This is a genomic window from Streptomyces sp. MI02-7b, from assembly GCF_033793585.1.
Lineage (GTDB): Bacteria > Actinomycetota > Actinomycetes > Streptomycetales > Streptomycetaceae > Actinacidiphila.
The window spans coordinates 493,046-506,976 of record NZ_JARAWX010000001.1 but is presented as its reverse complement, the minus strand read 5'-3'; the positions used below and the strand labels follow the sequence as shown (position 1 = coordinate 506,976).

The window sequence follows — 13,931 nt, the reverse complement described above, 5'->3', positions numbered from 1 at the left end:
CTCCCGGATGAGGTGGCGGCAGCGGCAAACGCACGGCGGGCCGGCAGATACGGACGGGGGAGCGCGCATCTGCCGGCCCGCGGTCACGGTACCGCTCGGGAGTGCTCGCCGTACGGGCGTCGGCCAAGTGCGTCTGAATACAAGCGACTTGTCGTGCCGACGCCCGTACGGGCGAGTCCGTCAGCGCAGACCGAAGGCGCGGATCACCGACTGGGTGACGGTGTTTCCGGCCGAGTCGCGGGCGGTGGCCCGCAGGGAGACGAAGCGGGCCTGCTTCGGTGCGGACAGCGCGAAACGGCCGTCGTGACCGCAGGTCGCCTTCCGCCACGTGCGGCCGTCGTCGTACGAGAACTCCACCGTGACGGGGGCGATCGTGCCCGCTCCCGCGGCACCCGGCAGGTGCGCGGCGGAGACCGTGACCGCGGCGTGGCGGTCGGCGCGGCCGTCCGGGTCCGTGGCGATGCCGTAGTCGAGCTGGATCAGCGGCAGGACGGCGGACTCGTCACCGGTGGGTGCCTTGGAGTCGAACCCCCACTCGGTGTGCGTCGTGGCGGAGTACGGGCTCACCGTGGCGTCCCGGCCGCCGTCGAGCACCAGGCGGTAGGGCAGGCGGCCGGCGCCGGGAGCGTCGGCCGCGACCGTGGTGTACGAGCCCACCGCCAGACGGGTGCTGCCCTGGTAGAGGGTGAGGGACTGCCGCATGCGGTCGTAGTCCATGGACATGCCGACGTGGTCCGAACTGCCCCACCCGGGCACGTCGAGGTTGAGCCGGCTCCCGCTGCGCGTGGGCAGCTTGTAGTTGTTGTCGAGGTACGGCCGTGCGACCGGCTTGAACCACTCCTGCGTGTGCGAGCTGCCCGGCCGGTAGGTGGTGCGCGGCTCGATCTCGTAGATCAGGCCGTCGACGTACGCCTCCTGCCCCCACGAGTAGCCGCTGCCGGTGGAGACCCAGTCGACGCGGCGGCTGTTCATGGGTTCCCGGATCGTCAGGCCGATGCCCCAGTTCGAGTACACGGGCCAGTCGTAGCGCCACTCGCCGCCGCCGAGCGACGGGTCGGGGCTGTCGAAGGTGACGTCGACGCGGGCCAGGTTCTTCGAGCCGCCCTTGACGACCAGGTCGGCCGGGACACGGTTGTGCCACGTCCACATCAAGTCGTACACGTAGGGGCTGTCGGGCTGGGAGTCCACCGTGAGGACGGCTCCGCGCCCGGTGGCCTGCCGCAGCAGCCGCTCGCCCTCGTCCGTGCTGAGCAGCGCGACGTCGAGGCTTGCGGCGGTGTCCCAGTCGGGGCCGTAGCTGCGGATCTGGCGGCCGAGCTGGTTGTTGACGACGAGCAGCAGCTTGGCGCCGGCCTTCGCGGCGGACGCCGCCTGCTCGGCGTCGCCGACGGAGTCGTTACGGCGTACGACCACCGCCTTGCCGCGCGCGTCGACCTTCGCCCAGTCGGCGGCCGCGCCGTCCCCCGCCGCGACGAGCGGGAGCCGGTAGTGGCCCTTGGCCAGCGGGGTGACGCCGTCCTGCCGCAGGACGTCGGTGAAGGCGCCGCTGGGGGTGGAGACGGCGAGCACCGGCTGCTCCTTGCGCCAGCGGGCGCCGAGGTAGAAGTCGCCGTGCTTGACGTCGTGGGTGGTCGGCTGGGCCCAGAGGCTGTCGTAGCTGGTCTGGGTCTCCATGTAGTCGCGCCAAGTACCGCCGCCCATCGCGCGGTTGTACTCCAGGCGCTGGTAGGTCGTCTCGGTCGACCGCGGTGTGGTCATGTCGACCCGGCGGAGCTTGCGCGCGTCCAGCGTCACGGTCGTGTCGTGGTCCATGACGACCTCGGGGTCCCCCAGCAGCGCCATGCCCAGCGAGTGCGGGCCGTGCACGCCCTCCACGTCCTTGAAGGACAGCACCGAGTACACGTCCTCGGGCAGGAACGTCTCCAGGACGCCGGACTCGTCGACGACCCAGAACTCGGGACCGAACTCACCGGACCTGAGCAGTTCGACCACGCCCGACATGGGGTTGCCGTGGGCGTCCTTGAGCAGCACGGTCAGCTTGTGCGCCACGTCACCGAGGGACACCGCGGTGTGCGCGGCGACGGCCCCGGACGCGTCGGTCGCGATGACCTGGCCCGACCAGCGGTTGTTGCCCGCGGCCTTGGACGCGTCGATGGTGAGCGTGATCTCGGCGGTGCCGTGCGCCGGGACGACGACCTGGGAGGCCGAGATCCGGAACAGGCCGGCGGGGGCGTTCGGCGCCTGCACCGACAGGCCGAGGGTGACGGCCAAGTCGCCGGTGTTGGTGTACGTCACCGGGCGCTGCACGGCCCCGGTGCCGCCCTGCGCCACCTGCCCGGCGAACGCGGTCGCCGAGGCGAAGACGCCCGCACGCAGCGCCGCGGGCACGTCGACCCGGCCGCTGCCGGCCTGGAAGGCGTCGTACAGCGGGGTCTGCTTCGAGCTGCTGACCAGGAGGTCCTTCAGCTGGGCGCCGGTGAGGCCGGGTCGCGCGGCGGCGAGCAGGGCCGCGGCGCCGGCGACGTGCGGGGTCGCCATCGAGGTGCCGCTCAGCGTCTGGTAGCTGCCCTCGCCCTCGGGGGCGTACTGCGACCGCGCGGCGAGCACGTCCACACCGGGGGCGGTGATCTCCGGCTTGAGGCCGCCGTCGCCGACCCGCGGGCCCTGGCTGGAGAAGAACGCGACGTCGTCGGCGGAGTCGACGGCGCCCACGGTCAGCGCGGCGTCCGCGGCGCCGGGCGAACTGATCGTGCTGGGCGCACCGGAGTTGCCGGCGGCGATGACGAACAGCGCGCCGGTCTGGGCGCTGAGGCGGTTCACCGCCTCGCTCATGGGGTCCGTGCCGTCCGACGGGGCGCTGCTGCCCAGGCTCATGCTGATGACGTCGGCGTGCTGGTCGACCGCGGCCCACTCCATGCCGGCCAGCACCCAGGAGTCCTGGCCCCCGCCGGTGTCCGACAGCACCTTGCCGATGTGGAGTTCCGCCCCCGGGGCGACGCCTCGCTCCTTGCCGCCGGAGGCCGCTCCGGTGCCCGCGATGGTGGACGCGACGTGGGTGCCGTGACCGTTGCGGTCGGTGACGTCCTCGTCGGGGACGAAGCTGGCGGTGCCGGCTATGCGCCCGCCGAAGTCGGGGTGCCCGGCGTCGATGCCGGTGTCCAGGACGGCGACGTCCACACCCTGCCCGGTGTCCCCTTCCGCCCAGGCGCTGGGCGCGCCGATCTGGGCGGTGGTGTCGGCGAGGTCCGCCTTCACCTTGCCGTCGAGCCAGATGCGCGCGATGCCGGCGCCGAAGGCCGGGGCACCGCTCTTGGCCGCCGCCCTCGCACCGTTCGCGGGCGCCGCGGTGACGGCCTGCCAGAAGTCGGCCGAGCGGTCGCGGTCCTCGGTGAGGGCGGCGCCCTGCACACTGCTCAGGTCCCTGACCCGGGCCGCACCGGGGGGCGCCGTGGCGCGCAGGCCCGCGGCGGCCGTGGTGTACGAGACGATCAGCGGCAGCCGGTCGCGGTGGGCGTCGTCGTAGCCGTCGGCGACCAGGTCGCTGACGTCGAACAGGCGCCGGTCGAGCGTGCCCGCCGCCACGTAGGGCAGTGCGGCGGAGGGAAAGACGTACAGGTCCCCGCCGGACTCCATGACACGCGCCTCGGCGGGTCGGCCCGTCGCGGTGCGCACGTCGACCGTGCCGCCCTTGCCGTTGCCGGAGGACTGACGGGTCGTGACCACATCGCCGGTGATCAGTGTGACGGTGTGGGTGCCGGGCGGCACGTTGTTCCGTGCCGGGGTGGCGGCGGAGGAGGCGGATTCTGGGGAATCAGGGGACGCGGTGGCGGGATGTGCCAGGGAGAGAACGGCGGCGCCGGCGACGGCGAGCACGCTCCAGCGTCTCGGTGATGATCTCAAGGGACGTTCCTTGCGGTTCTTCCAGGGGGCCGGTAGCCCCGCCGGCTTGTCGAGACCACCCGGGTGGGGAGGCACCGCATCCTGCCGCGAAATCCCCGGGGGCGGCGCGGCCTTGCGAGGTGATCTTTCCCACGCACACAACGGCGTCGAACGGGTTTACGGAGGCCGAACCCCTGTGGAAATGGGGGGACGTGGGCCGGGAGTGCCGCGTGGGGCGCGCGAGTCGGCCGCCGGTGCGCGGATGCGCGGATCCCTCGACCCCCGCCGGTCGCGCCCGCGTGCCGGGAGCTGGCGGCGGCGACCGGGGTGGCGGTCGCACCGCTGGGAGTTCAGCCCAGTCCGCAGCGATCGAGGGCAGCACGAACCCGGTGGAGCCCCTCCACCCTCCAGCTGTCCCGGTCCGGCATTTGGTCGTCCCGGCGCCAGCGCCAGACCGAGAACAAAGCCCAGTTGAGGGCGCGGCACCGGTGGATCAGACCCTGGTCAGCCCCCGCATAGTGGGTTCCCGCTTCCTCGGGCGCATGGGCGAGGTCGAACTCGACCGGCCCACGGCAGCACGTGGCGAGGTCGACGAGAAGCGGCCCCCTCTTCGTGTTGAGGAGGTTGCCCGGATGGGGCTCGCCGTGCAACAGCTGGTCGCGGGCGCTGTCGACGCTGATCGCGACGCTCAGTCCACTGAGGGTGTCCCTGAGGAGTTGCCGCTCCGCATCGGGCAACTCCGGGGATCGCTCACGGTCGTTCACCTCTCCGAGGGCCGCGGCGACCCGGTCGGTGACATGCGGTGCCCGCAGATCAATCCGGCGCAGGGCGGCATGGTGCCGCAGGAGGACGTCCGCGTAGTCGGCCGGCGTGATCTGCGATGCCACAGGTTCGTAGTAGGTCCAGAACGAGATGGCGAAGCCGTCACGCACATGGACTCGGGGGTCGACCCGCGGGTCGAGTTCGGCGACCGGAGCGTCGGCGTCCGCGAGACGGCGAGCAACCGCCACTTCGAACTCGGAATCGGGCACATGCCCCGACGGCGCGACCCGAGCGAGAACGTCGCAGGGGAGCAGGCGCAGTGCGACACGGTCCGAGTTGTGGATGACGACCACATCATCGACCCGAAGGCCCGACTCCGAAGCGGTCGCTCTTCCTGCCTCGACCGCTCGGCAAAGTTCCCATGGCTCCATTCCCTGGCTCCTACTGCTCGCAGCGGTGGCGCGCCACATGGGCGGCGATGCCGGGCGCGACGTCGGCCGTCTCGGGCAGGACCTCCATGATCCGACCGCATACGCATACCTGCGCCTGCTCCAAGTCCGGCGACACGAGATGCGCCGAGGCCTCCGCCATCACTCCGGAACTCGTGCGCGACCGGACATGCCGAGCAGCCTGACACGAACAGTGCCGTCGGCGCGCGGCCATTTCGCTCCACCGCTGGCGATCACCCGGACCCTGGACACGACAACCGAGCCGCGACGTACGGCACTGGACGCGAGGGTGCTCCTCTCGGGCGGACGCCCGGCGTCCGCACTCACCGGCCGGGCAGCGTCGGCCTAGCCGATCTTGAGTTCGCGCAGGTTGGTCTTGGCGAGTTCCACGATCTCGTCGGCGCGGCCGGACAGGATGGTGCGGGTCGCGAAGAGCGTGAACCCCTTGAGTTGTTCGAGGGTGATCTTCGGCGGCATGGACAGCTCGTGGCGGGCCGTGCGCGCGTCGATCACGGCGGGGCCGTCGTGGGCGAATGCGGCCGTCAGGGCGTCGCCGAGCTGGTCGGCGCGGTCGACGCGGGCGCCGAAGAGGCCGGCCGCGCGGGCGACGTCGGCGAGGTCGACGTGGTCGAGTCCGGTGCCGTAGTTCACAAAACCTGCGGCCTTCATCTCCAGCTCCACGAAGGCGAGGGCACTGTTGTTGAAGACGACGGCCTTCACCGGCAGGTCCAGTTGGCGCAGGGTGATCAGCTCGCCGAGGAGCATCGTCAGGCCGCCGTCGCCGCAGAAGGCGACGACCTGCCGGCCGGGGTGGGAGGCCTGGATGCCGATCGCGTGGGGGAGCGCGTTGGCCATGGAGCCGTGGTTGAAGGAGCCGACGAGCCGGCGCCGCCCGTTCATCGTCAGGTAGCGGGCCGCCCAGACCGTGGGGGTGCCGACGTCCGCGGTGAAGACAGCGTCGGGGCCCGCGATCCGGTCGACGGCGGCCGCCACGTGCTGCGGGTGCATGGGCCCGTCCGACGTGCCGCCCTCGGCGAGGTGGCCGAGGTGGGCGCGTACGCCACGGTAGTGGCCGGTCATCCGGTCGGCGAAGGAGCGGTCGGTCCGGGGCCGGAGCAGCGGCAGCAGGGCCGCGGCGGTGTCCTTGACGGTGCCGACGAGGGGTACCTCCACCTCGGTGCGCCGCCCGATGTGCTCGCCGCGCACGTCCACCTGGACGACCGGCACCTCGGCCCCCGGGTAGAACTGCCGGTAGGGGAAGTCGGTGCCGAGCATCAGCAGCGCGTCGCAGTGCTCCATCGCGCGGTAGCCGGAGCTGTAGCCGATGAGGCCGGTCAGCCCCACGTTGTAGGGGTTGTCGTACTCCAAATACTCCTTGCCGCGCAGCGAGTGCACCATGGGCGCCTTGAGGGCGTCGGCCAGCGCGACCGCCTCGTCGTGGGCGTCGCGGCAGCCCGCGCCGCCCAGGATCGCCGGTCGCTCCGCCGCGTTGAGCACCTCGGCGGCGCGCGCGAGGGCCGCGTCGTCCGGGCGTACGTGCGTGTGCGTGCCGGTCACCGGGCGCGGGGCGCCGGACTGCGAGGCGGGGGCGAGGAAGAGCTCACCGGAGACGACGAGGACCGCGACGCCGCCGCGTTCCAGTGCCGCGCGCATCGCGATGCGCAGCAGCCGGGGCACCTGCTCCGGGGTGGAGGCCGTCTCGCAGTAGACGCTGCACTCGCGGAACAGGTCCTGCGGATGGGTCTCCTGGAAGTACTCGCCGCCGATCTCGACGCGCGGGATCTGCGCGGCGATCGCCAGTACCGGGACGCGGCTGCGCTGCGCGTCGAACAGGCCGTTGATCAGGTGCAGATTGCCCGGGCCGCAGCTTCCGACGGCGACCGCGAGCCGGCCGGTGACGCCCGCCTCGCCGGCGGCGGCGAAGGCGGCGGCCTCCTCGTGCCTCACGTGGGCCCAGCCGACGGAGGCGTTGCGGCGCAGGGCGTCGGTGAAGCCGTTGAGGGAGTCACCCGGCAGGCCGTAGACGCGCCGCACCCCGGAGGCCGCCAGGGTGGCGACCATGACGTCCGCGACGGTGGTAGCCATACCGGTCCTCCAAGGGGGTCGGACGGCGGACGTCGTATCGCCCGCAGAACACCGGAACATTCTGTGTCATATCGGATGGTGTGAAGGTGTCCGACACGACTCGGCACGGCACGGCGCGGCGTCGTCCGGAGCCCCACGCCCGTCAGCCCGTGAGCCGGCGCGCCAGGTACTCCGCCGTCCGGCTCCCCGGCGCCCGCGCCACCTGCGCGGGCCGCCCCGCCGCGACGACGCGGCCGCCGGCGTCACCGCCGCCGGGGCCCAGGTCGACCACCCAGTCGGCGCCGGCGACCACGCCCATCTCGTGCTCGACCACGAAGACGGAGTGGCCCGCGTCGACGAGCCCGTGCAACTGCCCCATCAGCAGCTCCACATCGGCCGGGTGCAGCCCCGTCGTGGGTTCGTCCAGCAGGTACACCGTGTGGCCGCGGCGGCCGCGCTGCAGCTCCGACGCGAGCTTGATGCGCTGCGCCTCGCCGCCCGACAGCTCGGTCGCGGGCTGCCCCAGCCGCAGGTAGCCCAGACCGACCTCGCGCAGGGTGCGCAGGCTGCGCGCCACCGCGGGGACGTCGGCGAAGAACTCGGCCGCCGCGTCGACGGTCGTGCCCAGGACCTCGGCGACGTTCCGCCCCCGGTAACGGACGCCCAGCGTCTCCTCGTTGTAGCGGTCGCCGTGGCAGACCGGGCAGGGCGCGTACGTGCCCGGGAGGAAGAGCAGTTCCACGGCGACGAAGCCCTCGCCCTGGCAGGTCTCGCAGCGCCCGCCGGTGACGTTGAAGGAGAAGCGGCCCGCCTTCCAGCCGCGCCGCCGCGCGTCCTCGGTGGCGGCGAAGAGCTTGCGCACGGCGTCGAACAGCCCCGTGTAGGTGGCGAGGTTGGAGCGCGGCGTGCGGCCGATCGGCTTCTGGTCGACGAGCACCAGGCGGTCCACGGTCTCCACCCCGTGGGCCGTGACGCCGGTCAGGGGGTCGGCGGGGCCGCCCTCCGCCTCGCCGCTCTCGTCCCCGGCGTCCTCCGCGCCGCCGCCGTCCGGTCCCAGGTGCTCGGTCAGGACGGCGCCGAGCACGCCGACCAGCGTGGACTTCCCCGAGCCCGACACCCCGGTGACGGCCGTGAACACCCCGAGCGGCAGCTCGACGTCCAAGCCGCGCAGATTGTGCCGGGTGACGCCCTCCAGCCGCAGCCAGGCCGCGGGCTCGCGCGGCGTGCGCCCGGCCGCGGGGTCGGGCCCGGACGGGAACAGGAAGCGGCGGGTGGCGGATTCCCCGACCGACGCCAGCGCGTCCACCGGGCCGCTGTGCAGGACCCGGCCGCCGTGCTCGCCGGCCCGCGGCCCGACGTCGACGACCCAGTCCGCGCGGCGCACCACGTCCATGTCGTGCTCGACGACGTACACGGTGTTCCCCGCCTCGCGCAGCCGCACCAGCACCGTCAGCAGCGCCTCGGTGTCGACCGGGTGCAGCCCGGCCGACGGCTCGTCCAGGACGTACACGACCCCGAACAGGCCCGACCGCAACTGCGTCGCCAGCCGCAGCCGTTGCAGCTCTCCGGGGGACAGTGTCGGGGTCGTCCGGTCCAGGCTCAGATAGCCGAGGCCCAGTTCCGTGATGACCTCCACGCGCGTCACGAGATCGGCGGAGAGCGTCGTCGCGATCTGCCGCTCCGGCCCTTCGGGGAGGTCGTCCACCCGGCCGAGCGCCGCGGGCCGCAGCGCCTCCGCGAGACCCGCCAGCGGCAGGGCGTTGAGTTCGGCGATGGTCCGCCCGGCGAAGGTGACGGCCAGCGACTCGGGGCGCAGCCGGCTGCCGCCGCAGGACGGGCAGAGCGAGCTCTCCAGGAAGCGTTCCGCGCGGGCCCGCAGCGCCTGGCTCTTGGAGTCGGCGAACGTGTGCAGCACGTACCGCCGGGCGCTTTGGAAGGTGCCCTGGTACGGGCGCTGGATACGGCCCGCCTCCCGCACCGGATGCACCGTCACCACGGGCTGCTCGTCGGTGAACAGGATCCAGTCCCGGTCCGCGCGCGGCAGGTCGCGCCACGGCCGGTCGACGTCGTGGCCGAGGGTGCGCGTCACGTCCAGCAGGTTCTTGCCGTGCCAGGCGCCCGGCCAGGCGGCGATCGCGCCCTCCCGGATGCTCAGCGACGGGTCCGGCACCATCAGTTCCTCGGTGGCCCGGTGCACCCGGCCCAGGCCGTGGCAGACCGGGCAGGCACCCACCGCGGTGTTGGGGGAGAAGGCGTCGGAGTCCACCCGCGGCGCGCCCTCGGGGTAGCGCCCGGCACGGGAGAAGAGCATCCGCAGCGTGTTGGACAGCGTGGTCACGGTGCCGACGTAGGAGCGCGAGGTGGCGGAGCCGCGGCGCTGTTCCAGGGCGACGGCCGGCGGCAGGCCCAGGATCTCGTCGACCGCCGGGGCGCCCACCTGGTGGATCAGGCGCCGGGCGTACGGGGCGACCGACTCGAAGTAGCGGCGCTGCGCCTCCGCGTAGATCGTGCCGAAGGCCAGCGAGGACTTGCCCGACCCGGACACTCCGGTGAAGACCGCGAGGACGTCGCGCGGGATGTCCACGTCGACGTTCCGCAGATTGTGCTCACGGGCGCCGCGCACACGGATGTACGGGTCGTGGGCCGTGCTGTTCATGCCCCTCCGGGGATCCTCGTCCGGCTGCGCGAGGCTGCACCGGGCCGCGTCCGGCCGCTCCCGCCCCCTCAGTGTGCGCCCGCCGCCGTCCGCCCGCAGACCCGGCACCGGCCGGGGTACGCGCGGTCGCGCGGGGCCGGATCCTCACGTCATATGGAAGGAGCCGACGTTTCGGCCGTGATGCCGGGGTACGCGTCGTCCAGGAGGCGGTTGGTGCGGCGCCGCCCCCGCGGGAGTCCGTCAGTGAGCGAGGGAGTGGTGGTATGACCAGCCGGCAGTCCGGGGGAACGGTCTTCGAGCGGGACCGGGACCTTTCCTCCCCGGTGGCGGCGGAAGCGGGGTGGGACGCGACGGACGTACGGGCGGTCGACACGATCCGCGTGCTCGCCGCGGACGCCGTGCAGAAGGTGGGCAACGGCCACCCCGGCACGGCCATGAGCCTGGCCCCGCTGGCCTATCTGCTCTTCCAGCGGGTCATGCGGCACGACCCGGCCGACGACCAATGGCTCGGCCGGGACCGCTTCGTGCTGTCCTGCGGGCACTCCAGCCTGACCCTCTACATCCAGCTGTACCTGTCCGGCTACGGGCTGGAGCTCTCCGACCTGGAGGCCTACCGGACCTGGGGCTCGGCGACCCCCGGCCACCCGGAGCACCGGCACACCCGGGGCGTGGAGATCACCACCGGCCCGCTGGGCCAGGGCCTGGCCAGCGCCGTCGGCATGGCCATGGCCGCCCGCCGCGAGCGCGGACTGCTGGACCCCGACGCGGCCCCCGGCACCAGCCCGTTCGACCACCACGTGTACGTGATCGCCTCGGACGGCGACCTCATGGAGGGCGTCACCTCCGAGGCCAGCTCGCTCGCCGGCCACCAGCGCCTGGGCAACCTCGTCGTCTTCTACGACTCCAACCGGATCTCCATCGAGGACGACACCAACGTCTCCTTCAGCGAGGACGTGGCCGCCCGCTACGCCGCGTACGGATGGCACGTGCAGACGGTCGACTGGACCCGCACGGGGGAGTACGTCGAGGACGTCGACGCGCTGCTCACGGCCGTCGGCGCGGCGCAGCGGGAGACCGACCGCCCGTCACTGATCGTGCTGCGCACCGTCATCGGCTGGCCGGCGCCCACCAAGCAGGGCACGGGCAAGGCGCACGGCTCCGCCCTGGGCGACGAGGAGGTCGCCGCCACCAAGCAGGTCCTGGGCTTCGACCCGGGCCGGGACTTCGTTGTCGAGGACGCCGTCCTGGAGCGCGCCCGGGCGGTCCGCGAGCGTGGCGGCCAGGAGCACGAGCGCTGGCAGGAGCGGTTCGAGGCCTGGCGCGCGGCCCATCCGGACCACGACCGCCTGCTGAGCCGGCTGCGGGCCCAGGAGTTCCCGAAGGGCTGGGCCGACGCCATCCCGGAGTTCCCGGCCGACGAGAAGGGCATGGCCACCCGCAAGGCGTCGGGGAAGGTGCTGACCGCGCTCGCCGGGGTGCTGCCCGAGCTGTGGGGCGGCTCGGCCGACCTCGCCGGGAGCAACAACACCACGATGGAGGGCGAGCCGTCGTTCCTGCCGCCCGAGCACCAGACCGACATGTGGAAGGGCGGCCCCTACGGCCGCACCCTGCACTTCGGCATCCGCGAGCACGCGATGGGCGCGATCCTCAACGGCATCGCCCTGCAGAGCCTCACCCGCCCCTACGGCGGCACCTTCCTGACCTTCAGCGACTACATGCGCCCGGCCGTGCGGCTGGCCGCCCTGATGAAGCTGCCCACGATCTACGTGTGGACCCACGACTCCATCGGCCTGGGCGAGGACGGTCCCACGCACCAGCCCGTCGAGCACCTGGCGGCGCTGCGCGCCATCCCCGGCCTCGACGTGGTGCGTCCCGCCGACGCCAACGAGACCGCCGTGTGCTGGCACACCGTCCTCGAGCACAAGGACCGGCCCGCCGCCTTGATCCTCACCCGGCAGAACCTCCCCGTCCTGGACCGCGGTCCCGACGGGGGATTCGCCCCCGCCCGCGACGCCGCCAGAGGCGGCTACGTGCTGGCCGACCGGGGACCGGGGGCCGAACCGGACGTCATCCTGGTGGCCACCGGCTCGGAGGTGCAGATCGCCCTGGCCGCGTCCGACCTGCTCACCGCCGAGGGCCGCACCGTGCGGGTGGTCTCGATGCCGTGCCGGGAGTGGTTCGCCGCCCAGGAACAGGCCTACCGGGACGAGGTCCTGCCGCCGGCCGTCCGGGCCCGGGTGAGCGTCGAGGCCGCGGTCGGGCAGGGCTGGCGCGAGGTGGTCGGCGACGCGGGACGGATCGTGAGCCTGGAGCACTTCGGGGCGTCGGCCGACTACGAGCGGATCTACCAGGAGTTCGGGATCACGCCCGAGGCCGTCGCCGAGGCCGCACGGCGCAGCGCCGACGACACCCGGCGTCCCCCGCGGCCCGGCGGCGTCCAGCACACCTCGGCCCCGACCGGGGGCGGGACCGCCGACCGCGGCTGACCCGCCCGGGAACAGGCCTACGCCGGAGCTCGCCCAGCCGGCGCCGTCATGCGGTCCGAGGACCGCACACCGGCCGGGCGGGCTCTGCCAGTTTACGTCCGCGCTGGTCAGGACGGCGTGTCGGGCCCGCCCGGGCACCTCAGCGCCGGGCGGCCGCCGCGCAGTCGATGCAGTGCCGGACGAGGGGCAGGGCCAGCACGCGTTCCCTGTCGATCGGCCGCCCGCAGGAGACGCACGTCCCGTAGTCGTCGCCGTCGAGCCGGCTCAGTGCCTCGCGGGCCAGGCGCAACTCCTGGCGGGCGTGCTCCGCGCGGTCGGCGGTCGACTGGGACCGCGCCGTGCGCTCCGCCTCGTCGGCCGCGTCGAGGACGCAGTCGTCGGCCAGCCCCGCGTGGTCGCGCGCTGTCTCGGCGAGCGCCTCCCGGGCGGCGCAGGCCGTGGCGGTGAGCGCCGCGCGCACCCGCCGGCGGTCCTCGGCGGTCACGGCCCGCGGGCCGGGACCGGGCCGTGCTTCCGGAGAGGCCATGGGTGTCTCCGTCGTCGTCTCAGTGGCTCCGCGTTCTCGTGTCGAGCGGTGTCACGTTCTCGCGGTTCCGCGTTCGGGCGGCTTCAGGGCAGGTAGGACAGCAGGGTGCGGGCGGCCGGGCTGACCCGGTCCGCCTTCGGCAGGGCGGCCGAGACCTCCCACTGGTGGTCCTCGGCGCCCACCAGGTCGACGGTGCGCAGGCCCGCCGCGTGGTCCTTGCGGGCGATCGGCAGCGGTACGACGGCGATGCCCAGCCCGTGGTGCACCAGGTCGATCAGGCTGTGCACGTCGTTGACCTCCAGGGCGACCCGGCGGTGCACGAGGTTGGCCGCGAACGCCCGGTCGCTCAGGCCGCGCGCCCCCCAGTCGGGGTGGAAGTCCACGAACACCTCGCCGCCCAGCTCGTCCCAGTCCACCTTCCCCGCTCCGGCCAGCGGATGGTCCGGGTGGCAGAGCACCACCATCGGGGCGCGTGTCAGCGGCTGGAAGCGGACCCCCTCCGGGGCCTCACCGCACAGCGCGGTGAACGCCACGTCGAGCCGGCCCGTCGTGATGTCCTGGACCAGCGCCGCCGACCCGGCCTGCCGCAGCCTGATCTCCACACCGGGGTGCCGGGAGCGGAAGCGGGCGAGCAGGGCGGGCAGGTCCACTCCCGCGACGCACTGCTCGGTGCCGATGGTGAGGACGCCCCGCATCAGGCCCTGCACCGCGTCCACCGCCTCCTTGGCGGCGCGCACGCTGGACAGGGCACGGGAGGCCTCGGCGAGCAGCGCCTCGCCCGCGGCGGTCAGCTCCACGCTGCGGGTGCTGCGCACGAACAGCGGCGCGCCCAGCTCCTGCTCCAGGGCGCGCACCGACGCGGACAGCCCCGACTGGGAGATCATCAGCCGTTCGGCGGCGCGGGTGAAGTGGTGTTCCTCCGCCACCGCGACGAAGTGCTCCAGATGCCGTAGTTCCATGATTCAGAAGCGTAACTCCTGAATGTGTTCGCTTTCTCCTGTTGGACGTGTCGGCCCGGATGCGGTCAGGCTGTGTGGCGTGCCGGCCCGGCCGCGGACATCTCCGGTCGTGCCGGCACGACCAGCCGGGCACACCGGCTGGGACGCACG

General features: G+C 73.4%; 7 protein-coding genes. 1 reads left to right on the top strand and 6 read right to left on the bottom strand.

The genetic code is table 11. The features are described 5' to 3' along the window. Window positions 1-180: 180 nt before the first annotated feature. The 4 genes from PV364_RS02135 to PV364_RS02120 form a co-directional block, all read right to left on the bottom strand. The gene (locus tag PV364_RS02135; RefSeq protein ID WP_319657819.1) at window positions 181-3,900 is read right to left on the bottom strand and encodes a S8 family serine peptidase; all 3,720 of its coding nucleotides are present in this window, start codon (window positions 3,898-3,900) and stop codon (window positions 181-183) included. A 329-nt stretch (window positions 3,901-4,229) separates the two neighbouring features. Beyond that, window positions 4,230-5,072 (bottom strand): phosphotransferase, encoded by an 843-nt coding sequence (locus tag PV364_RS02130; protein WP_319657818.1) that lies wholly within the window; start codon window positions 5,070-5,072, stop codon window positions 4,230-4,232. Between the two features lie 363 nt (window positions 5,073-5,435). After that, complete coding sequence (gene poxB / locus PV364_RS02125) at window positions 5,436-7,175, bottom strand: ubiquinone-dependent pyruvate dehydrogenase (RefSeq protein ID WP_319657817.1); 1,740 nt, start codon at window positions 7,173-7,175, stop codon at window positions 5,436-5,438. A gap of 142 nt (window positions 7,176-7,317) precedes the next feature. Beyond that, entirely contained in the window at window positions 7,318-9,810 is a 2,493-nt protein-coding gene (locus PV364_RS02120) for an excinuclease ABC subunit UvrA (RefSeq protein ID WP_319657816.1), read from the bottom strand. A 263-nt stretch (window positions 9,811-10,073) separates the two neighbouring features. On the opposite strand from PV364_RS02120, the gene tkt reads away from it, so the two are divergent. Beyond that, window positions 10,074-12,296 carry a transketolase gene (gene tkt, locus PV364_RS02115; protein WP_319657815.1) on the top strand — a complete coding sequence of 741 codons (2,223 nt, stop codon included), beginning with the start codon at window positions 10,074-10,076 and terminating at the stop codon, window positions 12,294-12,296. Between the two features lie 139 nt (window positions 12,297-12,435). On the opposite strand, the gene PV364_RS02110 is transcribed toward tkt, so the two are convergent. After that, window positions 12,436-12,822, bottom strand: a complete 387-nt coding sequence (locus PV364_RS02110; RefSeq protein WP_319657814.1) for a TraR/DksA family transcriptional regulator — start codon at window positions 12,820-12,822, stop codon at window positions 12,436-12,438. An 83-nt stretch (window positions 12,823-12,905) separates the two neighbouring features. Beyond that, window positions 12,906-13,781, bottom strand: coding sequence for a LysR family transcriptional regulator (locus tag PV364_RS02105; RefSeq protein WP_319657813.1), 876 nt, complete (start codon window positions 13,779-13,781; stop codon window positions 12,906-12,908). Window positions 13,782-13,931 lie beyond the last annotated feature (150 nt).

Coding starts and splice junctions, on each gene's coding strand:
- tkt (WP_319657815.1), top strand. CDS start 10,074: ATGACCAGCCGGCAGTCCGGGGGAACGGTCTTCGAGCGGGACCGGGAC.
- PV364_RS02105 (WP_319657813.1), bottom strand. CDS start 13,781: ATGGAACTACGGCATCTGGAGCACTTCGTCGCGGTGGCGGAGGAACAC.
- PV364_RS02120 (WP_319657816.1), bottom strand. CDS start 9,810: ATGAACAGCACGGCCCACGACCCGTACATCCGTGTGCGCGGCGCCCGT.
- poxB (WP_319657817.1), bottom strand. CDS start 7,175: ATGGCTACCACCGTCGCGGACGTCATGGTCGCCACCCTGGCGGCCTCC.
- PV364_RS02130 (WP_319657818.1), bottom strand. CDS start 5,072: ATGGAGCCATGGGAACTTTGCCGAGCGGTCGAGGCAGGAAGAGCGACC.
- PV364_RS02110 (WP_319657814.1), bottom strand. CDS start 12,822: ATGGCCTCTCCGGAAGCACGGCCCGGTCCCGGCCCGCGGGCCGTGACC.